We start from the raw sequence: 22,238 nt of genomic DNA on the forward strand, positions 1-22,238 counted from the left end.
TCCCGCAGGAGTAACCGATGAGCGTGATTGTAACCGATAGCGGGTTTGCACCCGATGATTTCACAGGCACCTTTGTCCCCATGGGCGAAGACGGTGTGGCCGTGGACGTGCCCTCTGATGCCGACCCCGACGCCGTGCGCGCGCTGACTGGCGCGCAGGTCGTGCGGATCGCGTTTCCCAGCTTTGCCGATGGGCGCGGATTCACCCTCGCGGCGATTTTGCGCCGGGCAGGTTTTACCGGGCGTCTGCGGGCCCATGGTCACGTGCTGGCCGACCAATACGCCATGGCGCGCCGCAGTGGTTTTGACGAGGTCGAGATCGACGACACGCTGGCCGCCCGGCAACCGCAGGATCAATGGATCGCCCGTGCCGACTGGCGCGCCCATGCCTATCAGGCGCGCATGCGCGGCTGACTTTCACCCCTTTTCTTTTTGCACTAGACGGAGGGCGGCGCAGACGTGCCGCTGATGACCCAATGACAGAGCAACGCCCCGTGACAGATACCGCCGCAAGACCCGTGCCCACCCTGCCTGACGCCCAGACCGTCACGGCGGTGCAGCACTATACGGACAAACTGTTTTCATTCCGTGTGACCCGCCCCGCATCGCTGCGGTTCCGGTCCGGCGAATTCGTCATGATCGGTCTGATGGGCGATCCGCACCCCGAAACCGGCAAGCAAAAACCACTGCTGCGCGCCTATTCCATCGCATCGCCCGCATGGGACGACGAGCTGGAATTCTATTCGATCAAGGTCGAGAACGGCCCGCTGACATCGAAATTGCAGCACATCCAGCCCGGCGACCAGATCATTCTGCGCCCAAAACCCGTGGGCACGCTGGTGCATGATGCGCTGCTGCCCGGCAAACGCCTGTATATGTTCGCCACGGGTACGGGCTTTGCCCCCTTTGCGTCACTGCTGCGCGAACCCGAAACCTATGAACGGTTCGAAGAGGTCATCGTCACGCACACCTGCCGCGACGTGGCGGAACTGACCTATGGTGCGAATCTGATCGCCGATCTCAAGCAGGACGAGATGATGATCGAACTGCTGGGCCAAGAGGCGCTGGACAAGATCCGCTACTACCCAACCACTACCCGCGAAAAGAGCGACAAGATGGGCCGGATCACGACCCTGATCGAGAACGGCGACCTGTTCACCGATCTGGGTGTGCCGCCACTGAACGCGCAGGATGATCGCGCGATGGTCTGCGGCAGCCTGGCCTTCAACAAGGACATCGCGGCGCTGATGGAGGCCGCTGGCCTGCACGAGGGTGCCAATTCCGAACCGGGCGAATTCGTCATCGAAAAGGCATTCGTCGGCTGAACGCACCCGTCGAGACAGCATAAAAAAAGGGCCGCATCCCGTCAGGATGCGGCCCTTTTGTCGTCGTCTTGGCGCGGTCAGTTCACGCCCATCGCGGCACGGATCTGATCCAGCACGCTGGACAGCATGTCGGGATTGTCGCGCACCGTTTCGGCGGCGCGGGTCAAGACCGTTTTCTGCATCGCATCCAGCTCGCTTGCCTCGATACGCGCAATGACGGTATCCGCGTCGAAACCTTCGGGGGTCAGCAATTCGCTCAGCGGAACCTCGGCTGTGTCAGTGCCGGCATCGGCGGCGGCGGCGTCGCCTTCGGTCGTTGTCTCGGCGGTTGCGACCTCTGCCTCGGCAGCCACCTCCGCGTCAGGTGCAACGGCCTCATCCATTGCTGCATCAGCTTGATCTACGGCTGCGTCGACCTCCTCGGCTGCTGCATCTGCGGTGGCATCAACGGTGGCGGCGGCATCAGCAGCGGCTTCTTCCGTTGCGGCGGTCGCGTCGTCGACAGCTGCGGCTGCGTCAGCGGCTGCGTCTTCGGTGGCGGCGGTCGCATCATCGACAACTGCGGCGGCGTCAGCAGCAGCGTCTTCGGTTGCAGCGGCAGCATCCTCGGTTGCAGCGTCAACCTCGGCGGCGGCTGCATCTGCGGCCTCCTGCACGGCTGCGGCGGCATCGGTAGCAGCGGCATCAGCTTCGGCGGCCAACGCTTCGGCTTCGGCGGCGGCTGCTTCGGCGGCAGCAGCCGTTTCTTCGGTCGCGTCGCCTGCTGCGTCCGTCATGGCGTCAACCGCTGCATCTGCTGCGGCAGCAGCTTCATCGGTCGCATCTTCGACTGCGGCTGCCGTGTCTGCCGCAGCGTCTTCGACGGCCGCCTCTGCGTCTTCTGCGGTGACGGCGACGTCATCCGTCTGGCCCGACACAACAGCCTGAGGGTCCTGCCCATCTACAAAATACTGATACCCGAAAAAGCCGAGAACAGCGACGACAACGATAATGACAAGTGCTTGCATGGCATTTGGTCCTTCTGATCCAGTTTCACCTTTTGGTGATCCGGTTTCTACTTGGTGTCAGTCGCGAGAAAAGAAAAGGGGTAACCCGCAACCACCAATTGCCGCTTGAAGGTCGCGGTGCAGCGCATTACCTACATTTGCAACCCTCAAGACAACGATCGAAGGATAAAGATCATAGGACGCAGACCCCACAACGCGCCACCACAGCGCGACACTGGCCCCCGCATCAACGACCGCATTCGGGGCGGAGACATCAGACTCATCGGCGCCGAAGGCGAGAATGTCGGCGTCGTGTCGCCCGAACGGGCGCTGGCCATGGCCGAAGAGGCCGGTCTGGACCTGGTAGAGATTTCCCCCAACGCCAATCCGCCCGTCTGCAAGATCATGGATTTCGGAAAGTACAAGTACGAGACCCAAAAGAAGGAAGCCGAGGCGCGCAAGAAGCAGAAGATCATTGAGATCAAGGAAATCAAATTCCGTCCAAACACCGATGATCACGACTACGGCGTCAAGATGAAGAACGTCTACAAGTTCCTTGAAAACGGGGACAAGGTGAAAATCACCCTGCGTTTCCGTGGCCGCGAAATGGCCCACCAGGAACTGGGTCGCGCCCTGCTGGAACGTGTGGCCGAGGACACCAAGGAACACGGCAAGGTCGAAAACTTTCCCAAGATGGAAGGCCGCCAGATGGTCATGCTGATCGGGCCGCTGCCCAAGTAAGCGATCCATATGACAAAGTTCAGGGGTCAGCGCATCGGCGCTGACCCCTTTTTCATTGCGACAGGCCCATATTCAGCGGGCACGGGGGCGGGACTTTCTCCCGCCCGCTTGTTTTCAGCTGTCGCGCAGCAGCGGTGTGATGTTGCGAACAGCCGCACGGCGATTCGCGCGCTCGGCTTCCAGCGTCCGCACCTTGAGATAGGATTCGCCGTAGCCTTGCGTCACCAGGTTTTCCGGCGGCACGCCGAAATACTGCGTCAGCGCCAGCGCCACCGTTTCCGCGCGACGGTCCGACAGGCCCAGGTTATAGGCCGCATCGCCGACCGCATCGGTGTGGCCTTCGATCAGGAAAACCGCACTCGGATCATCCTCGATCACCGCCAGCATCGCCCGGCCCACTGCACCCAGCTCTTCGGCCTCGCTGGGCTGAATTGCAGCCGAACCGCTGGCAAAGGTAATCGTGTCCAACTCGATCTGCGGTGACAACTCGCGTACCTGCTGCACATCGCGGATCTGTTCCAGCGAATAGGACCGGCCCGTCTGTGTCAGCAGACCCGCCGACAAGGCCGCACGCAACGCCGCATCATCGGCATTGCCCAGCTGCGTTTCCTGCCCGGTCTGGACCTGCGGCAGGGACGTGACATCAATCGGGTCCACCTGTTCCAGATCGTTGATCAGTTGGACCTGCGTGCCATCCACACGCGTCAGCGTACGGCGCAGGACGGTGCCGTCGGCGGCACGGATCGTGGTCACGAAACTGCCGTCCTCTCGGGTGACGGTCGTCAGGGTCGATCCGTCGTCGAAGGTCTGGGTTGCGATTTGCGCGCCCGGTTGACGCAACAGCGTGTTGTCGTCGCGCAGCACCCGTAACTCGCCTTCACGTTCCACGATCACGCGGTCGCCAGAATTGGACACGACGGCATCGCCATTGTTGAGGATCGCACCGACCGTTGCGGCCCCCAGACCCAGCAGCAGTGCCTGCTCGAACCGGGACAGACCGTCATCTTCATCCTCTGCGGTGGCGGTATCGCTCAGCACCTGCGTGTCAAAATCCTCGTCTGCGGACCGCACATCCTCTGACTGGACTTCCTCTGTCACGACCTCTGCGCTGTCAGGTTCAGCCGTTGCAGCGGCGGATTGCTGGCGTGCCGCAGCGCGTTCCGCACGACGCGCGTCGCGGGCGGCCAGCTCTTCTGCCGTTGGCTCTGCCAGTGTCTCGGCATCTGCCGGACCGGTCGCAGGCACGTCTTCGACCGCCGTATCTTCTTGCTGCGCGTCCGGCGCGACAGCCGCATCAGGGGCGTCTGCCGCAGCGGGATCTGTGCTGTCGTCCGTTGCAGTGGCCTCGGCCTCCGGCGCTACCGGTGCCTCGGCTTCTTCTGGGATTTCAGCCTCAGCAGGCGTTGTCTCGGGTGCCACAGTCTCGTCGGGGGTCGTAGCGTCTTCAGCGGTCGGGGCGGCCTCCTCGGTCGGTGTTTCCTCATTCACCTGTGGCTCTGTCGCAGCGGGTGCCTCGTCCTCGGCGGGCGGCATGGCCTCGGGTGCTGGCTCCGCGACCGGCATGTCCTCAGGTGTAGGCTCTACGACCGGGGCGGCTTCGGTGGCAGACTCCTCGGGGTTTTGTGCCTCAGCATCGGGTGCGCTTGCCGGGGCTTCCGGTTCGGCGGCGACGGGTGCCTCATCCACCGGTGCAGTATCGGCAGGCGCAGCCTCGTCCTGCGTGGCAGGTGCGTCAGCCTCGGTCGCAACCTCCGCCGGATCTGGTGCCGCCTCTTCGCCTTGATCTTCGACAGCGACAAGCTCGCCTTCAGCCGTGGCGTCTTCGATCAACGCCTGGGCGGCCGCCAATTGCGCCGGACCACAGACAGCGGGATCATCCGTCACGACCAGATCAGCGGTCACGGCCTCTTCTCCGATGGCCGCCGCCAATGCCTGCGCATCCGCCATGGCGGCACCGTCAGGCAAATTGCAGGGAAAGACCGCCTCTTGCGCCGAAGCGGATGAGACGGACAGCCCGATCATCAGGGCTGTGGTGGAGGTCAGGGTCAATCGCGTCATGGTGTTCCTCGCAAACAAAAGGTGCCCCCGGCACATGCCGGGGACACCTGATCAACCCTTGGAAATCACCACCGTTCCCGCCGCGCAGGACCGGTGGCGGGGTTCCGCCTAGACGGCCCGCGCGACGGCGCGCTTTGCCATCACGCCGCACAGATGCGCGCGGTAATCCTTGGATCCGTGCAGATCGCCGATCATCCCGTCCGCATCGACAGACAGCCCGTCCAGCGCATCTGGCGTGAAATTGGCCGACAGCGCTTCCTCGGCAGCAGACCAGCGGAACACGCCGGATTCAGACGCGCCCGTGATCGCCACCCGCACACCATCCGCAAATCGTGCGACAAAGACCGCAACCAGCGGAAACCGGGACGCAGGCTGGATGAACTTTTCATAGGCAGCCGCCTGCGGGACGGGGAATTTCACTTCGGTGACGATCTCGTCTTCTTCCAGCGCCGTCGTAAACATCCCTTGGAAATAATCATCGGCCGCGATCTCCCGCCGGTCCGTGCAAACGGTCGCACCGCAGGCCAGAACCGCTGCCGGATAGCAGGCGGAGGGATCGTTGTTCGCCACACTACCACCGATGGTGCCACGGTTGCGCACGGCCGGATCACCGATCCGGCTTGCCAGATAGCTCAAGGCCGGAAAACTGTCGGCAACAGCCTCGGCCACCGCCCGGTGCACTGTCGCACCTTTGACGCAGATCCGGCCCGCGCTGTCGGTGCTCACCCCCTTGAGATCGGCGATCCCGTGCAGGCTGACCAGCGTCTCGGGCATCGCCAGACGCGCCTTCAACGTCGGGATCAGCGTCTGTCCTCCGCTCAGCGCCTGCCCTCCTGCGGCGATTGCCGCCTTTGCCTCATCCAGCGTGGTGGGGCGCGCAATATCGAATGCGTACATTATGTCTCTCCTCTTGGCGGATCTGCGGGATCACCGCATCATCTTGCCGAAAATACTCCGGGGTCCGGGGCAGCGCCCCGGTCCCTCACTTTCACCTATGCCGCGTCGCTCCGTGCGGCGTGCATCGCGGCCCAGACGCGGTTGGGCGTCAGCGGCATGTCGATATGGGCCACGTTCATGCCCCCCGACTGGATCGCATCGATGACCGCGTTCACGACCGAAGGTGGCGACCCGATGGCACCGGCCTCGCCGCAGCCCTTCACACCCAACGGGTTGTGCGTGCAGGGCGTCTGGCAGGAATGATCGACCGAATAAAACGGCAGATCGTCCGCGCGCGGCATGGCGTAGTCCATGTAGGACGCGGAAATCAGCTGGCCGTCGGCATCATAGGCGCAGTTTTCCAACAGCGCCTGACCGATACCCTGCGCAATCCCGCCGTGCACCTGCCCCGACACGATCATCGGGTTGATGACATTGCCGAAATCATCCGCCGCAGAGAACCGCTCGATCTTCACATGGCCGGTTTCGGGATCCAGCTCCACCTCGCAGGCATAAGCGCCAGCCGGATAGGTAAAGTTGGCCGGATCGTAGAACGCTGTCTCCTCCAGCCCCGGTTCGATATCCGTCAGCGGATAGTTGTGCGGCACATAGGCCGCCAGGGTCACATCGCCCCAGGCCACCGATTTGTCCGTGCCCGCGACGCTGAATGTCCCGTCCTTCAGTTCGATATCCCCTTCAGAGGCTTCCAGCAGGTGGGCCGCGATCTTCTTGGCCTTGTTGATCACCTTTTCGGCAGCACGCACCATGGCCGATCCGCAAACGGCCAGCGACCGCGACCCATAGGTGCCCATCCCGAACGGAATCTTCGAGGTGTCACCGTGGACGATGTCGATCTGGTCTTCGGGGATACCGATCATTTCGGAAATCACCTGCGGAAAGGATGTCTCGTGCCCCTGTCCGTGACTGTGGGCCCCGACCATGACGCTGATCGATCCCGTCGCGTTCACCCGCACGGTCGCCGCGTCATAAAGACCCGCCCGCGCGCCAAGTTGCCCCACAAGGTTCGACGGTGCGATGCCGCAGGCCTCAATGTAGGAATTGACGCCCAACCCGCGCAGCTTGCCACGGGCCTCGCTCTCCTTGCGCCGCGCGTCAAAGCCCGCGAAATCGGCAATCTCGGTCAGCTTGTCCATCGTCGCATTGTAATCGCCGGTATCGTATTCCACCGCGACAGGCGTCGCATAGGGGAACTGCGTGATATAGTTCTGCCGACGCAGTGCGACCGGATCGACACCCAGCTCACGCGCGGCCATGTCGATCACGCGTTCCAGCTGATAGGTCGCCTCGGGTCGGCCCGCACCACGATAGGCGTCGACAGGCACCGTATTGGTGAACACCGCCTTGACGTTCACATAGACCAGCGGCGTCTTGTAGTTGCCCGCCATCAGCGTGCCATGCAGCCAGGTCGGCACCGATGGCGCAAAGGTCGACAGATAGGCCCCCATGTTGGCGTAGGTTTCGGTCCGAATCGCGGTAAAGTTGTTGTCCGCATCCAGTGCCAGCTGGATCTTGGACACGTGGTCCCGGCCATGTGCGTCGGACATGAACGCCTCTGACCGCGTGGACGTCCATTTGACAGGACGGTTCAGCGCCTTGGCGGCAAATGTGCAGAACGCCTCTTCCTGATAGTGGAAAATCTTGGTGCCGAACCCGCCGCCCACGTCGGGGGCCACGACCCGCAGCTTGTGTTCCGGAATGCCCAGCACGAAGGCACCCATCAGCAGGCGGATCACGTGGGGGTTCTGGCTCGTGGTGTGCAGCGTGTGCATGTCATCGGCCCGGTCGTATTCTCCCACGGCCACCCGCGGTTCCATCGGGTTGGCGACCAGACGGTTGTTCACCAGTTCCAGGGTGGTGACATGCGCCGCCGCTTCGAATGCAGCATCGGTCGCGGCCTTGTTCTCCTCGACGAAACCCCAGTCGTAACACAAGTTGCTCGTCAGTTCGTCATGGACCTTGGTGGCCCCCTCGGCCACGGCGGCCTTCATATCGACCACGGCCGGCAGTTCGTCGTAATCCAGTACGATCGCCTCGGCGGCGTCGCGGGCCTGCGCACGGGTTTCCGCCACTACGGCGGCAACGGGTTCGCCCACATGTCTGATCTTGCCGTGCGCCAGCACCGGGTGACGCGGTTCCTGCATCGGCTGACCGTGACGGTCGGTGATCTGCCAGCCACAGGGGATCGACCCGACAGCCTCGAAATCCGCACCCGTAAAGATACGCACGACGCCCGGCATCGCCGCGGCCTCTGCGGTATCGACAGCGTTCAGCTTGGCATGGGCCACATCAGCGCGCAGGAAATGCACGTAGAGCTGGCCGTGAATGTTGATGTCATCTGTATATTTTCCGGTACCAGTCAGAAACCGGATATCTTCGCGCCGCTTGCTGCTGGCGCCAATTCCACTGTCTTTGGGCATTGCTCTCTCCCTGAACCGCGCATCGACGCCTCTCGGCCCGCTTGCGCATCATCTTGCCAAAAATACTCGAACCGGCGGCCCGCCTCCCTGCGCGCCGCCCGCAAATTACTCGGCCGCCATCGCGGGCATCTCTTGTCCGCTGGCCGCCATGATCGCCTTGACGATGTTGTGGTAGCCCGTGCAGCGGCAGATATTGCCCTCGAGGTACTGTCGCACCTCGTGCTCGGTGGGCTTGGGGTTTTCCTTCAGCAGGCTTGCGGCCGTCATCACCATACCGGGCGTGCAATAGCCGCACTGCAAACCGTGATGATCCTGAAACGCCTGCTGGATCGCGGACAGCGTGCCGTCCTCTGCCGCCGCACCCTCGATGGTGGCGACTTCTGCGCCATCGGCCTCTGCCGCGAACATGGTGCAGGATTTCACAAGCTCTCCGTTCACGTGCACGGTGCAGGCACCGCATTGCGACGTGTCGCAGCCCACATGCGTCCCGGTCAGACGCAGGTCGGACCGCAGGAAATCCACCAGCAGTGTGCGGCCCTCGACCTCTCCGGTCACCTCCCTGCCGTTCACCTTCATCGTCAGTTTCATGTGCAACTCTCCCTTTCGCATTGGGATCAGTTAAGCACCCAATTTCACGTCTGAGAAGGCCTTCTTGACGCTGCATTGCGGCATCGGCGGATGCTGCGTCGCGTCATCACCGCGCGGTGATCGGCCTGCGCGGCAAGGGACGCGATGGCATTTCCTTGAGCAGGCCACCCACACCCATCGCCGCGATTTCGGCCGGACCGACCGGCAGGCCGCAGATGACCCGTTCCAGCACCCAGTCCGCCCCGTTCAGTGCAGGCGACCGCGCACAGCCAGGCAGGCCGATGACAGGTTTTTCGCCCAGTTGCGCGATGAACAGCAGGTTGCCGGGATCGACGGGCATGCCGTAATGGATCAATCGCCCGCCCGCCTGCATCACACCAGTCGGCGCGGTGTCCGCCACATCAGACGTAGCAGACGCCGTCAGGATCAGCGCAAGATCGCCCGGTGCATCATGCAGCGCCGCAGCAATCTCAGATGCGTCATGCGACACCACGACGCGTTCCGACAGGGTTACCCCCAACCGTGCAAGGCGCGTGGCCAGCGCGCGCCGGCCCTTCGGGTTCGGTGTGGTGGCGTCGGTGGTCGTCTCGATCAGCGTGGCGCTGTTCAGGCGCGGCGGATGCAGGGTGACAGGCTGGCCCGATGCGGCCTGACAGGCCCGGTCGAGATCCGCGCGGGGCACCCCGAAAGAAATCACCTTGATCGTCGCGATCAAGGTATCCACCGCCACCCGCGTAAGGGGTGCCAGTGTTGCCACGGTGATCATCGGGCTGATGGCATTGACCGCGTTTATCGTTTCGGCCGCGATCCCCACGACACCGGCCCGCGTGGCCACGATGTTGACCCGACCCGTGCTGGCAGGCGTGACCCGCAGGTGCAGCGCCCCCTCGGGCACCAGCGCGGCACCCAGCTGTGCTGCGGCGCGGTTTTCATCCAGATCATCGGCTGCCAGCAGTGCGACCGTGACGGGATCGTGTCCCGCTGCCGCAAGATCTGCCAGATGCGGATCGGTCAAAACGGTCCCCTTGCGAATCCGCATCGTTTCACCGTCGAGCGAATGCGCGAGGATCGCGCCCAGCGCCTCTGCCGTCCGGACGGGGCCGAACCTCATGTGGCGCGGCGCAGGGTGGCGATCACCTGCGCCATCACGCTGACAGCGATTTCGGCAGGTGCGCGCCCGCCCAGGTCCAGACCGACGGGCGCGTGAATACGGTCGATCTGTGCGGCGGTAAAACCGGCCTCAGTCAGTCGCGCGACACGTTTGGCGTGGGTGCGGGTCGATCCCAGGCAACCCAGGTAGAATGCGTCCGACCCCAAAACCTGCATGATCGCGGGATCGTCCAGTTTCGGATCATGGGTCAGCGTCACGACGGCGGTGCGGCTGTCGGGGGCCAGGGCCGTCAGCGCCGCGTCAGGCCAGTCCTCGATGATCGTCTCGCCCGGAAACCTGTCAGCCGACCCAAAAACGCCGCGCGGATCGATCAGTACCGGATCGAACCCGCAGGCCCGCGCCATGGGCAAGAGCGCCTGCGCGATATGCACGGCCCCCACGACAATCATCCGCAGCGGCGGGTTGTGCACGGCGACAAAGGTGCGTGCGTCGTCCTCGACACCGGACCGGTCCAGCCGGAAACGGTCAGGATGGTCCGCAAGTTCCCCAACCCTGCGCGCGCCACCCTCCAGGTCGATGACATAGGCCACGGGTTCTCTGGCCGCGATCCGGGCGCACAGGGTTTCCAACACATCCAGCGGCATCGCCCGGCCCACAGGTTCGACCAGCACCCGGATGCGCCCGCCACAGGCAAGCCCCACCGCAAAGGCATCGTCGTCGCTGACCCCGTAGTCCAGCAGGCGCGGCTTGCCGTCTTGCAACGCCTCGATGGCCTCGAGGATCACCGCCCCCTCGACGCAGCCGCCAGAGACCGAGCCTTCCATGTTGCCATCACCGTCGATGACCAGCAGCGAACCGACCCTGCGCGGCGCACTGCCCCATGTCTCGATCACGGTGGCCACGGCGACAGCGCGGCCAGAGCGGTGCCAGTCCAGCGCGAGGGTCAACAGATGCGGTGTCATGGCAGGATCATCCTATGGTATTGGCCGCGCGGGTGAACGCAAACGGGTTCTGCGGTGCGTCGGTTGCATTGTCTGCGAGGGCCGCCATCAGTCGCTGTTTCTCGCCCGTATCATCGGGCCGCGCCAGGGCTTGCGCAAGCCCGGCGAGCGAGGCGATGTTATGCCCCGACCGAAAGCTGGACACATGCGGCAGCATCGCAGCGATCCCCTTGGCCTTGGGCGCGAAACCGTCCCACCGCAAAAGCGGGTTCAGCCAGATCAGCTGGCGCGCGGTCAATGACAGGCGCTGCATTTCGCGCCCCAGATCGGCTGTCGGGTCACGGTCCAGCCCGTCGGTGATCAACAACACGACCGCCCCCTGCCCCATGACGCGGCGCGACCAGTCGCGGTTGAAATCGTGCAGGCTTGCGGCGATGCGCGTCCCGCCTTCCCAATCCTGCGCCTCTGCCCCGGCGGCGGACAGCGCCGCGTCCACGTCGCGGGTGCGCAGATGACGGGTGATGTTCGTCAGCCGCGTGCCAAAGGTAAAGGCATGGACCTGCGCCCAGCCCTGCCCCTGCGCATTGGCGACACCGTGCACGAAATGCAGCACGGCGCGGGAATATTGCGACATGGATCCCGAGATGTCGCACAGCACCACCAGATTGGGATAGCGCAACCGCCTGCGTTTGGTCGCAAAATCCGTGATCTCGCCGCCGCGCCGCATCGCCATCCGCTGGGTGCCGCGCCAGTCGGGAATACGCCCCGGCAAGGCCTGCGTGCGTCGCGATTGCAGCGGTTTCACAGGCAGCGACATCTGCGCAAGAATGCGTTTGGCAGCAGCCATTTCGGCCAGACTCATCTGTTCGAAATCCAGACTGCGCAACCTTTCCTGGGTGCTGATGGTCTGGCTTGCGTCGATGTCCAGCAGGATTTCGTCGTCCTTGGCCTCGTCCTCTGGCTGGGGGACGTCACGTTCTTCACCGTCGAGCAGCGCCTCTGCCGCGCGTTTTTCGGCGGCCTGCGCTGTCCGTTCCTCGGCCACACCGCGCACCATGGGCTGCATGAAGGACATCATCTGTTCAAGGTAGCGCGGATCGCGCCAATACAGGCGAAAGATCTGGCCAAAGGTCGCCTGTTCCTCTCGTTTCGAGACGAAACAGGCATGCAGGGTCCAGTAGAAATCCATCCGGTCGGTGAACCCGGCGACCTGCACCGCGCGCACGGCGTCGATCACCCGCCCTGGCCCGATGGGCAGACCCGCCCTACGGAGCGCCCGCGCGAAATGCGCGATGTTCTGCGCCAGCTTCGGGTGTTCCGGCAGGTCGAGATCGGCCAGTTCTACCATCCGGCGGCGACTGGGGGTTTCACACCCCCAGACCCCCGTGGAGTATTTTCGGCAAGATGATGCATCAGACAGGAATCGAAGCGCGGGCCTCGTCCAGGATCTGTTTGGCCTTGGAGCCTTCGAGCTTTTGGATGTCGTCCTGGTATTTCAGGATCGCGCCCAATGTGTCGGCGATCACCGCCGGCGACAGGTCAATGACGTCCAGTGCAAGCAGGCATTTCGCCCAATCGATGGTTTCGGCAACCCCCGGTTTCTTGAACAGATCCTCGGTGCGCAGACGCTGGACAAAGGCCACGACCTCGCGCGACAGGGCCGCGGAGGCCTGCGGCGCGCGGGCGTGCAGGATGTCGATTTCCCGGTCGAAATCCGGGTAATCGACCCAATGATAGAGACAGCGACGTTTGAGAGCGTCATGCACTTCGCGGGTGCGGTTCGAGGTCAGGATCACGATGGGCGGCTCTGGCGCCTGGATTGTGCCCAGTTCCGGGATCGTGACCTGAAAATCCGAGAGCGCCTCGAGCAGGAAGGCCTCGAAAGGCGCATCCGTCCGGTCCAATTCGTCGATCAGCAGCACGGGGGCTCCGCCCGGTTGCGGCCGCATGGCCTGCAACAAAGGGCGTTCGATCAGGTAGTCTTCGGTAAATAGCTCTGATTTGAGCGCATTCCGGTCGGTGTTGCCCGTTGCCTCTGCCGCGCGGATGGCGATCATCTGTTCGGCAAAGTTCCACTCGTAGACCGCTGACGCCGCGTCCAGCCCTTCGTAGCATTGCAGCCGGATCAGTCGGCGCCCCAGCGCCGCGGCGATCGCCTTGGCGATTTCGGTCTTGCCTGTGCCGGCCTCACCTTCGAGGAACAGGGGGCGGCCCAGCTTGAGCGCCAGGAATGTCACCGTGGCAAGGCTGCGCCCGCAGATATAGTCCTGTTTCGCCAGCCCGGCCTGCACGGCATCGATACTGTCAAATTCCATTGTCGCCCTCCCCCTCGTGCCTCAAACCTGCACCACAGGGCGCAGAGGTCAAGCACGGCATGGACGCCCCGTGCCAAAGGCCGTAGATTTGCGCCAAGGGCGTCACCGCACAATGTCCCAAAAGCGGCGCGCCGACTGCCTAATTTCGCCCCAATGCGACGGCATCTGACATGTCTGAACCGCGGAGAACTGCCATGACCGACCACAGATTGACCTTCGAGACGGACCTCAAGGGGTTGGAAATCGACGATTGGCTCGTGGCACTCGAGGAACTGGTCGAAGATCACGGGTCCTACACACCGCTTGGGGATGATTTCGGCGCGGCCTTTCTGGATGCGGGTCCGAAACTGCTCGTGACGTTCGAGAATGCGACCGAAGTGATGAGTCTGCCCGATGCAGCCCCACGTGGTTTCGCCTTTGCCCGGCGCGAAGGCTGGTCGCACCTGGCCATTATCAGCCGCGGTGAAAGCTGGTTTCGCGATGAACGCGTTTACCGGCATTTCGACCGGCTGATCGACGACGGGTTTTTCGAGGATTTCGAGGACGTGCTGTTTTACGGTGCGCAAGCGGGCGGCTATGCGGCTGCCGCCTTTGCCGTGGCGGCACCCGGTGCGCGTGTGCTGGCATTGCGACCACAGGCAACGCTGGACCCAGCGGTCGCCGGCTGGGACATGCGGTTCGTGAAATACCGCGGCCAGAACTTTACCCGCCGCTATGGCTATGCCCCCGACATGATCGACGCGGCCCAGCGCGCCTATATCGCCTATTGCCCGCAGCAGCGCATGGACGCGATGCATGCTGCATTGTTCACGAAACCCAACGTGTCGATGCTGCGCGTATCGGGATTGGGCGGTCGCATGGATGTCATGTTCGAGGCGCTGCGCGTGCTGGATGACGTGATCCGGGCGGCCATGGACGGCACCCTGACCCATGCCCGCTTTGGTCAGTTGATGCGTGCGCGCAAGCAGTCCGGTGCCTACCTGCGTAACCTGCACAAGCGTCTGCTGGACACCGGGCATGACGCACTGGCCGTACAGCTGTGTTATGCCGTTCTGGCGCGCGGGCCGAACCCGTTCTTTGCCAAGCAGTTGCAGGAAATGGGCAAACCGCTGCCCAAATCCGCCAAGGCCGAGTTCGACGCGGTCTGATCGGTCGGTGCGATCTGGTCAGGGCCGGTGGTTGCGTATAAAGACGCGCCATGCCTGATAGAGATTTGACCGAACTGACGATCCGCCGCCCCGACGACTGGCACCTGCACCTGCGGGACGGTGCCATGCTGCGCGCGGTCCTGCCCGAAACCACACGGCATTTCGGCCGCGCCATCGTGATGCCGAACCTCGTGCCGCCTGTCGTGACGGCCCGTGATGCGACGGCCTATCGCACTCGCATCATGGGCGCGATGCCCGCAGATGCGCAGTTCACGCCGCTGATGACCCTCTACCTGACCGAGGACACGGATCCCGACGATGTGGCGCGCGCCCACGCCGAAGGGATTGCAACGGCCGTCAAACTCTATCCTGCCGGGGCCACGACGAATTCTGCATCGGGCGTGCGCGATTTCGACAAGGTGCGACCGGTGCTGGACCGGATGGCCGAAATCGGCATGCCGTTGTGCGTCCACGGCGAAGTCACCGACAGCGCCGTCGATATTTTCGACCGCGAGGCAGTGTTCATCGACAAGGTCCTCAAGCCGATCCGCAAGAAGAACCCCGACCTGCGGATCATCATGGAACACGTCACCACCGAGGATGCGGTGGATTATGTCCGCGACACGCCGAAAAACCTGGCCGCGACGATCACGACCCATCACCTGATCATCAATCGCAATCACATTCTGGCCGGTGGCATTCGCCCGCATTACTATTGCCTGCCGGTGGCCAAGCGCGAAAAGCACCGTGTCGCACTGGTGCAGGCTGCCGTGTCGGGCGACGTGCGGTTTTTCCTGGGCACTGACAGCGCCCCGCATACGGATGCACGCAAGTTGCAGGAATGCGGCTGCGCCGGGGTGTTCAGCGCGCCGAACACCATGTCCTGTCTGGCCGAGGTGTTCGATGCGGCCGGGAAATTGCCCAAGCTCGAGGCCTTTGCCTCGCTCAACGGGCCTGCGTTCTACCGCCTGCCGCCGAACGCGGATACGATCACGCTGCGCAAGGGCGATCCCGTCACCTATCCCGATCATATCGCCACCGATGATGGGCCGGTGACGGTGTTTGACCCCGGTTTCCCGCTGCACTGGCGCGTCGTGGACTGACCCGGGATAACGGGCCGATGGGGCAGCACAGGGGCCGTGCTGCCTCTTAACATCCGGTCCCAAAGGCCCTAAACCCGCGCGAACCCACAGCCAGGAGCCGCGTCATGATCCCGTCGTCCTTTCCCGAAAAATCCGAAATCGCCCGCCTGACGGCGTCCATGCTGCTGGAAATCGGCGCGATCGATTTCAATGCGACGACGCCGTTCACCCATGCTTCTGGCAAACAGGCCCCGACCTATGTCGACTGCCGCAAACTGATCTCTTTTCCGCGTATCCGTTCCACGCTGATGGATTTCCTGACCATCAGCATCATGCGCGACTGCGGGTTCGAGGCCTTTGACAACGTGGCGGGTGGTGAGACCGCAGGCATCCCTTTCTCGGCGCTGGTGGCCGAACGCATGGCGCTGCCGATGACCTATGTGCGCAAGAAACCCAAAGGTTACGGTCGCAATGCGCGGATCGAAGGCGTGATGTCCGAAGGCCAGCGCGTGCTGCTGGTCGAGGATCTGACCACCGATGGCGGATCGAAACTGTCATTCGTGGATGCGATCCGCGACACGGGCGCGACCTGCAACGCCACGGCTGTCATTTTCTATTACGGCATCTATCCTGGCGTCGAGGAATCACTGGCCGCCCACGGGGTCAAGCTGGTGTCGCTTTGCACCTGGTGGGACGTGCTGGACGTGGCACGCGCCAACCAGAGCTTTGACGCGGCGACGCTGGACACGGTCGAGGCCTACCTGCGCGATCCGAACGGATGGCAACCCGGTATCATGGTCTGATCAATTTCGTGGTCTGATCACCGTCCTGGTTTGATCACCATATCCTGATGCCGGACCGGGGGCGCTGCCCCCGGACCCCCGGGATATTTCAGACCAGAAGAAGAACTGGATTCTGCGCGAATCCAGCCGATCGCGTTATCCACAGAAACATACAATTTGAGGCAAGCCGACGGCTGGGTTACACCCGTCGACACAGCAGACCGGGGAACAGGGGACAGGGCATGAACGAGGCAACAACTTTCAATGCGACGGGCGTGCAAGAGGCCAGCATCGACCAGATGCCCCATTCGATCGAGGCCGAACAGCAGTTGCTGGGCGCGATCCTGACCAACAACGATATCTTTGACCGGATTGCATCCATCGTCGGCCCGCAGCACTTCTACGATCCGGTACATGCGCGGATTTTCGAATGCGCGGCGGCCCGGCTGGCCAAGAACGCGCTGGCCAGCCCCGTTACCCTGAAAAGCTACATGGAAGAGGATGAGGGCCTGAAGGAATTGGGTGGCGGTGCCTATCTTGTCCGGCTGGCGGCCTCTGCCGTGTCTGCCTTTGCGGTGCGCGACTATGCCCAGATGATCTACGACCTCGCAATCCGGCGGCAATTGATCCAGGTCGGTCAGGAGATCGCATCAAAGGCCTGCAAGGTCGATGTGGCGTCCGAACCCAAGGACCAGATCGTCGAAGCGGAACAGGCTCTTTATGCGCTGGCGGAAAGCGGGACGGCCGACAGTGGTTTCCAGTCGTTTCTGCGGGCGGTCACGGATGCGGTCAACGTCGCCAACGCCGCCTACCAGCGCGACGGTGGCCTGGCCGGCGTGTCTACGGGTCTGAATGATCTGGACAAGAAATTGGGTGGGCTGCACAAATCCGACCTGCTGATCCTTGCCGGGCGTCCGTCGATGGGCAAGACGTCGCTGGCCACCAACATCGCCTACAACATCGCCAAGGCCTACAAGAAAGGTACCCTGCCCGATGGATCCGAGGGTGCGGTCAACGGTGGCGTGGTGGGGTTCTACAGTCTCGAGATGTCCGCAGAACAGCTGGCCGCCCGCATCCTGTCGGAGGCGGCGGAAGTGCCGTCCGAACAGATCCGCCGGGGCGACATGTCAGAGGTCGAATTCCGCCGTTTCGTGGATGCCGCCAAGAAACTGGAATCCTGCCCGCTGTTCATCGATGACACCCCGGCGCTGCCGATTTCCCAGCTGGCCGCGCGGGCGCGCCGTCTGAAACGGACCCACGGGCTGGACGTGCTGGTCGTCGACTACCTGCAACTGGTGCGCGGCACCGGCAAGGGCGAAAACCGCGTGAACGAAATCTCGGAAATCACGATGGGCCTGAAGGCCATCGCCAAGGAGCTGAACATCCCCGTGATCGCCCTGTCCCAGCTGTCGCGTCAGGTCGAATCCCGCGAGGACAAGCGCCCGCAGCTGTCGGACCTGCGCGAATCCGGCTCGATCGAGCAGGACGCCGACGTCGTGATGTTCGTGTTCCGCGAGGAATACTACAAGGAACGCGAAAAACCCGGCGACCACGAGATGGACAAGATCGCCCTGTGGCAAGAGGAAATGGAACGCCTGCGCGGCAAGGCGGAGGTCGTCATCGGCAAACAGCGTCACGGCCCCATCGGCACGGTGGAACTGTCGTTCGAGGGCCGGTTCACCCGCTTTGGCAACCTGGTCAAGCCTTGGCAGGACAATGGCGGCGGCGGTGACGTCGGATTTTGATATCCGTGCCGTCACGCCGGCAGACATCCCCGATCTGGTCGTCATGTCGGACGCGCTTGGCGCATTTCATGGTGATGACAGTAACGCCTGCCCGGATGCCCTGACGCGCGACCTCTTTGGCACACCGCCCTGGCTGCGGGGGCTGATTGCGCGACGCGGATCACAGCCCGCAGGCTATGCCCTGATGGTCCCGACTGCACAGGCGCAACACGGGCTGCGCGGATTGAACCTGCACCACATTTTTGTCGTACCCGACCTGCGCGGGCGTGGGCTGGGGCGTGCGATCATCACCGCTGTCGAGGAACATGCACGCGGACTGGATTGCGCATATGTCAGCATCGGCACTGATCCCGACAATACCGGCGCGCAGGCGGCCTACGAGGCGATGGGCTATGCCCGGCGAAACCCCGGTCCAGCCTTCCGCAAGGTCTTGAACCCGGCCTAGGCGAAACCGCACGCGCCCGTTATTTGCATCCCGCTCAGCACCGCCTATCTTGGGCTGAACCAGCAGGAGCACCCCCATGTCCGACGACGATCCCCGCCTGTCCCGTGCGCAGGCGCGCGGCATCCGCAACGCCCGCGACCTGCAATCCCATGTCGACTGGCTGGACAGCATCACCGGAACGGCGCTGGGTGTGCTGGCTGTGGCGTCGGGCATCTATACCTACCTCGGCGTGTCATCGCTGCTGGATGACAACGGTGCACTGTCGGTCTTTGCCGCCCTTGCCTATTCGGTGGCCGTGTCGGTCGGAATCTTTGTGTTCTGGTCCTACATGATGCGCCTTTTGCCCGCCGTGCGCACAGGGGCCGCGCGGATCGGGCTGATGCTGTCGATGGCGCTAGGGTCGCTCGCCATCGTTGCGATGTCGTCCTGGCTGAACGCGGCAGCGCTGGCCGGGGCCGCCGCCGTCGAACAGCATTTGGCCGAAACCGTGCAGGACTATCAGGCAGCGCTCGAACGTGCGGACGAGATCACGCAATCCGCGCAATCGCTGGCGCGTGACGTGGCCCGCGTGCGGCAGTCCTTTGACGATCTGTCCGAACAAGAAGCAACGGGTCAGCTTTCAGGATTTGCCGGTCAGGGGGCCGTATTCCGTCTCTTGCGCCAGAAATCGGACGAGCTGACGGCGCTCGAGGCACAGATCACCGCACAGCAACCCCTGGTCGAACAGGCCTTTGTCGAAGGCAATGCGATCCTGTCACGGATGCGCGCGCTGACCGTGGAACAAGGTCCGGTCGAGGCACGATCGGTGCCATTCAGCGAAGAGGCCGTACGCCTCGCCAATGTCATCACGCAGTTGCGGCAATTGTCGGTGGCGCCTCTGGTCAGCCGCGCCGCCACCGACCTTGCGGATTCGGTCGTCCTGCCGCAACTGGACGGCAGCAACGACACCACGCGGGCCGGACAGCAGGCAACGATCGACGCCGTGCTGGCCGTGCTGCGCCAACGCGCCGAGGGGCTTCAATCGGCGGCACAGGCCGTGCTGTCGATGACGCCGCCTGCCGACATCAGCTATACGCCGATCTCTTCCGCAGACGCCGTGATCAAGTACGCCGGCAGCTTTGTGCCCAGTTGGGCGGGGGCCATCGCCATCGACCTGCTTCCGGCCGTGCTGGTGCTGATCCTCGCCGTCACACAGGCCGCGATCCGTGTCGGCCGCGAAGGGACCGCCACCGAGGACAGCATGACCCTGGCCGAACTGCGCGCGGCCGTGACGGCGATCCGTGACATGGACACATCGCTTGATCGCGCGCCGCGGCCCGTCCCGCCACCACCACCGCCCGCCCAAGAGCCGGACACATGACGGCCAGACCGCATCAGACAGGCCGCTGGCTGAAATGGATCCTCGGGCTGCAGGTCGTCTTTGCGGGCGTGATGCTCAGCTCTGACCTGGCACGCATCCTGCCGCAGATCGCAAGCCCCTCGACCGCGCCCGGCCTGACTGAACCACTGGGCCCCGGCGACCAGACCCGGCGCTATGATCCCAGCCAGGTCAGTCCGCGCGCACCACGTCCGGGATCGCGTCCGATCCCCGCAACGACGGACATGCCCTCGCGGCTGGAATTCGTCGACACGGTCTGGAACGGGGCACCTGTCATTACCCTTACGGGCAGCATTGCACCGGGTGACGCCGACCGCTTTGCGACTTTTCTTGCGACCGTCGATCCCGCGCCGGAACAGGCGTTTCTCAACAGTCCGGGCGGGTCGGTCAGCGATGCGCTGACCCTCGGTCGTGCCCTGCGCGCCGCAGGGATCGGCACGCGCATGACAGCGACGGACATCTGCCTGTCCGCCTGCCCCTACATCCTGTCGTCCGGCACCACGCGACAGGTCGAGGACGGCGCATTGGTTGGCGTGCATCAGCATTATTTTGGGGAAAACACCGCCCTGCCCGCCTTTCTCGCCGTCGAGGACATTCAGCGCGGCCAAGGCGAGGTCATGAGCTTTCTCGACGACATGGGGGTCGATCCGCTGGTCATGCAGCACGCGCTAGTCACCCCCCCTGACGAAATCTACCTGCTGACCGCCGGGGAGCTGACCGAATACAGGATCGTCACGGCTGACTAAGCTGACGCGCGACCGCCGGCAGCACCGGACGACCTGCATCATCTTGCCCAAAATACTCCCGCCGGAGGCGCCGCATTTTCGCAGAAAATGCGTCACCCCCTCTGGCTACTCCTCCCGATTGCCCAGCCCGCAAAACAGTGGCACAAGGCAGGTATGAGCACTGGACATCTGACGATCGACCTCGGCGCCGTGGGCGCAAACTGGCGCAGCCTGAACGCGCTGACCTCCTGCGAAACCGCTGCCGTAGTCAAGGCGGACGGTTACGGTTTGGGGGCGGGCCGCGTTGCGGCAGCGCTGGCAAAGCAGGGCGCGCGGATCTTCTACGTCGCGGTCGCCGAAGAAGGTGCCGCCTTGCGCACAGCCTTGGGCGACCGGGCCCAGATCCGGGTTCTGACCGGGCACATGAAAGGCGACACACAGCTGCTGGTGGACCACCACCTGACACCGATCCTGAACAGCCTGTCACAGATCGACCGTCATTTCCGGGATCTGCCGGACCATCCCTTTGGTCTCCAGCTTGATACCGGCATGAACCGGCTCGGGCTGGAATGGGATGACTGGGCACAGGTGGCCGAACCCGCCCTGCGGCGCAAACCCGTCGTGGTGATGTCTCACCTTGCCTGCGCGGATGAACCCGATCACCCCATGAATCCCTATCAGCTGGATGTGTTTCACCAGATGACCGATGGCATCACCACACCGCGCAGCCTTGCTGCGACCGGCGGGATGCTGCTGGGGTCCGAATATCACTTTGATGAATGCCGTCCCGGAATCGGTCTGTATGGTGGCCTGCCCTTTGCAGCGGCGCGGCCTGTGGCCCGGCTCGATCTGCCGATCGTGCAGATCCGCGACCTGACCGAAGGCGAGGTCGTGGGCTATGGGAACAGCTGGCAGGCCGAACGTCCCACGCGCCTCGCCACCTTGTCGGCCGGATACGCCGACGGGTTGCTGCGCGCGGGATCGGGGCGGGCAACGCTTTGGGCGGGGTCACAGCCCTGCCCGCTGGTCGGTCGTATTTCGATGGATCTGATCACGGTGGATATCACCGATCTGCGGGATGATCCTGTTTCACTGTCCATCCTGTCGCCGGATCAGACCGTTGACGACCTGGCCCGCGCGGCCGGCACCATCGGCTATGAAATCCTGACCAGCCTGGGTGCGCGCTACAGCCGCCGCTACGCCGGAGAAGCAACCCGATTCGGGTCCTAATGCGATGAATCTGGCAATATTTTGACGCTCTCCGGCAACACCGGCGGTCAAAGTGTCGAAATCAGATAGAGGATAGCGAAACTATCCACAATTCTGGATCGACTGGCGGAAAAACGCCTAACAATCTGAAAATCCTGACGGTTTTTCCAACTGTCAATTGACGATAGCCTACCCAATCCGGAGGTCCGTCAATCATTGTTTCGCAGGTGGATACAATTGAGACAGGCCGTTCCGCAAAGCATGTAGGACGCCCTCGAAATTCGCC

General features: G+C 63.5%; 20 protein-coding genes. 11 read left to right on the plus strand and 9 right to left on the minus strand.

Annotation, left to right across the window (positions count from 1 at the left end):
* The first annotated feature begins 17 nt into the window (after nt 1-17).
* Both LGQ03_RS03670 and LGQ03_RS03675 read left to right on the plus strand, forming a co-directional pair.
* Nucleotides 18-413, plus strand: a complete 396-nt coding sequence (locus tag LGQ03_RS03670; RefSeq protein WP_226747292.1) for a DUF934 domain-containing protein — start codon at nt 18-20, stop codon at nt 411-413.
* Nucleotides 414-475: 62 nt separating this feature from the next.
* On the plus strand, nt 476-1,324 hold the full coding sequence (locus tag LGQ03_RS03675) for a ferredoxin--NADP reductase (RefSeq protein ID WP_226747293.1): 849 nt from the start codon (nt 476-478) through the stop codon (nt 1,322-1,324).
* Between the two features lie 77 nt (nt 1,325-1,401).
* Here the strand turns inward: LGQ03_RS03675 and LGQ03_RS03680 are convergent, their stop codons facing one another.
* Nucleotides 1,402-2,331, minus strand: a complete 930-nt coding sequence (locus LGQ03_RS03680) for a translation initiation factor 3 (RefSeq protein WP_226747294.1) — start codon at nt 2,329-2,331, stop codon at nt 1,402-1,404.
* Nucleotides 2,332-2,448: 117 nt separating this feature from the next.
* Between LGQ03_RS03680 and infC the strand changes: the two genes are divergently transcribed.
* A complete protein-coding gene (gene infC, locus LGQ03_RS03685) occupies nt 2,449-3,051 on the plus strand; it encodes a translation initiation factor IF-3 (protein WP_226747295.1) in 603 nt (200 codons plus the stop codon).
* A gap of 114 nt (nt 3,052-3,165) precedes the next feature.
* Here the strand turns inward: infC and LGQ03_RS03690 are convergent, their stop codons facing one another.
* From LGQ03_RS03690 to LGQ03_RS03725, 8 genes are all read right to left on the minus strand, one after another.
* Nucleotides 3,166-5,109, minus strand: coding sequence for an OmpA family protein (locus LGQ03_RS03690; RefSeq protein WP_226747296.1), 1,944 nt, complete (start codon nt 5,107-5,109; stop codon nt 3,166-3,168).
* A gap of 108 nt (nt 5,110-5,217) precedes the next feature.
* Complete coding sequence (locus tag LGQ03_RS03695) at nt 5,218-6,006, minus strand: FAD binding domain-containing protein (protein ID WP_226747297.1); 789 nt, start codon at nt 6,004-6,006, stop codon at nt 5,218-5,220.
* 95 nt (nt 6,007-6,101) lie between these two features.
* On the minus strand, nt 6,102-8,483 hold the full coding sequence (locus LGQ03_RS03700; protein ID WP_226747298.1) for a xanthine dehydrogenase family protein molybdopterin-binding subunit: 2,382 nt from the start codon (nt 8,481-8,483) through the stop codon (nt 6,102-6,104).
* Between the two features lie 105 nt (nt 8,484-8,588).
* Nucleotides 8,589-9,071, minus strand: coding sequence for a (2Fe-2S)-binding protein (locus LGQ03_RS03705; RefSeq protein WP_056033572.1), 483 nt, complete (start codon nt 9,069-9,071; stop codon nt 8,589-8,591).
* A 106-nt stretch (nt 9,072-9,177) separates the two neighbouring features.
* Nucleotides 9,178-10,182 (minus strand): molybdopterin-binding protein, encoded by a 1,005-nt coding sequence (locus LGQ03_RS03710; RefSeq protein ID WP_226747300.1) that lies wholly within the window; start codon nt 10,180-10,182, stop codon nt 9,178-9,180.
* The gene (locus LGQ03_RS03715) at nt 10,179-11,144 is read right to left on the minus strand and encodes an XdhC family protein (RefSeq protein ID WP_226747301.1); all 966 of its coding nucleotides are present in this window, start codon (nt 11,142-11,144) and stop codon (nt 10,179-10,181) included. Before LGQ03_RS03715 ends, LGQ03_RS03710 begins: the two co-directional genes overlap by 4 nt.
* Before the next feature lie 7 nt (nt 11,145-11,151).
* A complete protein-coding gene (locus tag LGQ03_RS03720; protein WP_226747302.1) occupies nt 11,152-12,471 on the minus strand; it encodes a vWA domain-containing protein in 1,320 nt (439 codons plus the stop codon).
* A gap of 64 nt (nt 12,472-12,535) precedes the next feature.
* Nucleotides 12,536-13,438, minus strand: coding sequence for an AAA family ATPase (locus LGQ03_RS03725; protein WP_226747303.1), 903 nt, complete (start codon nt 13,436-13,438; stop codon nt 12,536-12,538).
* 194 nt (nt 13,439-13,632) lie between these two features.
* Here LGQ03_RS03725 and LGQ03_RS03730 point away from each other — a divergent pair, with 194 nt between their 5' ends.
* The 8 genes from LGQ03_RS03730 to alr all read left to right on the plus strand — a co-directional run bounded on the left by LGQ03_RS03730 (nt 13,633) and on the right by alr (nt 21,973).
* Nucleotides 13,633-14,586 (plus strand): hypothetical protein, encoded by a 954-nt coding sequence (locus LGQ03_RS03730; RefSeq protein WP_226747304.1) that lies wholly within the window; start codon nt 13,633-13,635, stop codon nt 14,584-14,586.
* Nucleotides 14,587-14,636: 50 nt separating this feature from the next.
* Nucleotides 14,637-15,689: a dihydroorotase gene (gene pyrC / locus LGQ03_RS03735; protein ID WP_226747305.1), complete on the plus strand. Its 1,053-nt coding sequence runs from the start codon at nt 14,637-14,639 to the stop codon at nt 15,687-15,689.
* A 104-nt stretch (nt 15,690-15,793) separates the two neighbouring features.
* Nucleotides 15,794-16,471, plus strand: a complete 678-nt coding sequence (locus tag LGQ03_RS03740) for an orotate phosphoribosyltransferase (RefSeq protein WP_226747306.1) — start codon at nt 15,794-15,796, stop codon at nt 16,469-16,471.
* Nucleotides 16,472-16,692: 221 nt separating this feature from the next.
* Nucleotides 16,693-18,195 carry a replicative DNA helicase gene (locus LGQ03_RS03745; protein WP_226747307.1) on the plus strand — a complete coding sequence of 501 codons (1,503 nt, stop codon included), beginning with the start codon at nt 16,693-16,695 and terminating at the stop codon, nt 18,193-18,195.
* Complete coding sequence (locus tag LGQ03_RS03750) at nt 18,179-18,640, plus strand: GNAT family N-acetyltransferase (RefSeq protein WP_226747308.1); 462 nt, start codon at nt 18,179-18,181, stop codon at nt 18,638-18,640. Before LGQ03_RS03745 ends, LGQ03_RS03750 begins: the two co-directional genes overlap by 17 nt.
* A gap of 76 nt (nt 18,641-18,716) precedes the next feature.
* A complete protein-coding gene (locus LGQ03_RS03755; protein WP_090160522.1) occupies nt 18,717-20,000 on the plus strand; it encodes a hypothetical protein in 1,284 nt (427 codons plus the stop codon).
* Nucleotides 19,997-20,764 carry a COG3904 family protein gene (locus LGQ03_RS03760; RefSeq protein ID WP_090160520.1) on the plus strand — a complete coding sequence of 256 codons (768 nt, stop codon included), beginning with the start codon at nt 19,997-19,999 and terminating at the stop codon, nt 20,762-20,764. The genes LGQ03_RS03755 and LGQ03_RS03760 overlap by 4 nt, the downstream gene beginning before the upstream one ends.
* 153 nt (nt 20,765-20,917) lie before the next feature.
* Nucleotides 20,918-21,973, plus strand: coding sequence for an alanine racemase (alr, locus tag LGQ03_RS03765; protein ID WP_226747309.1), 1,056 nt, complete (start codon nt 20,918-20,920; stop codon nt 21,971-21,973).
* Nucleotides 21,974-22,238: the final 265 nt, after the last annotated feature.

This window comes from Loktanella gaetbuli, assembly GCF_020531945.1.
Classification (GTDB): Bacteria; Pseudomonadota; Alphaproteobacteria; order Rhodobacterales; family Rhodobacteraceae; genus Loktanella; species Loktanella gaetbuli.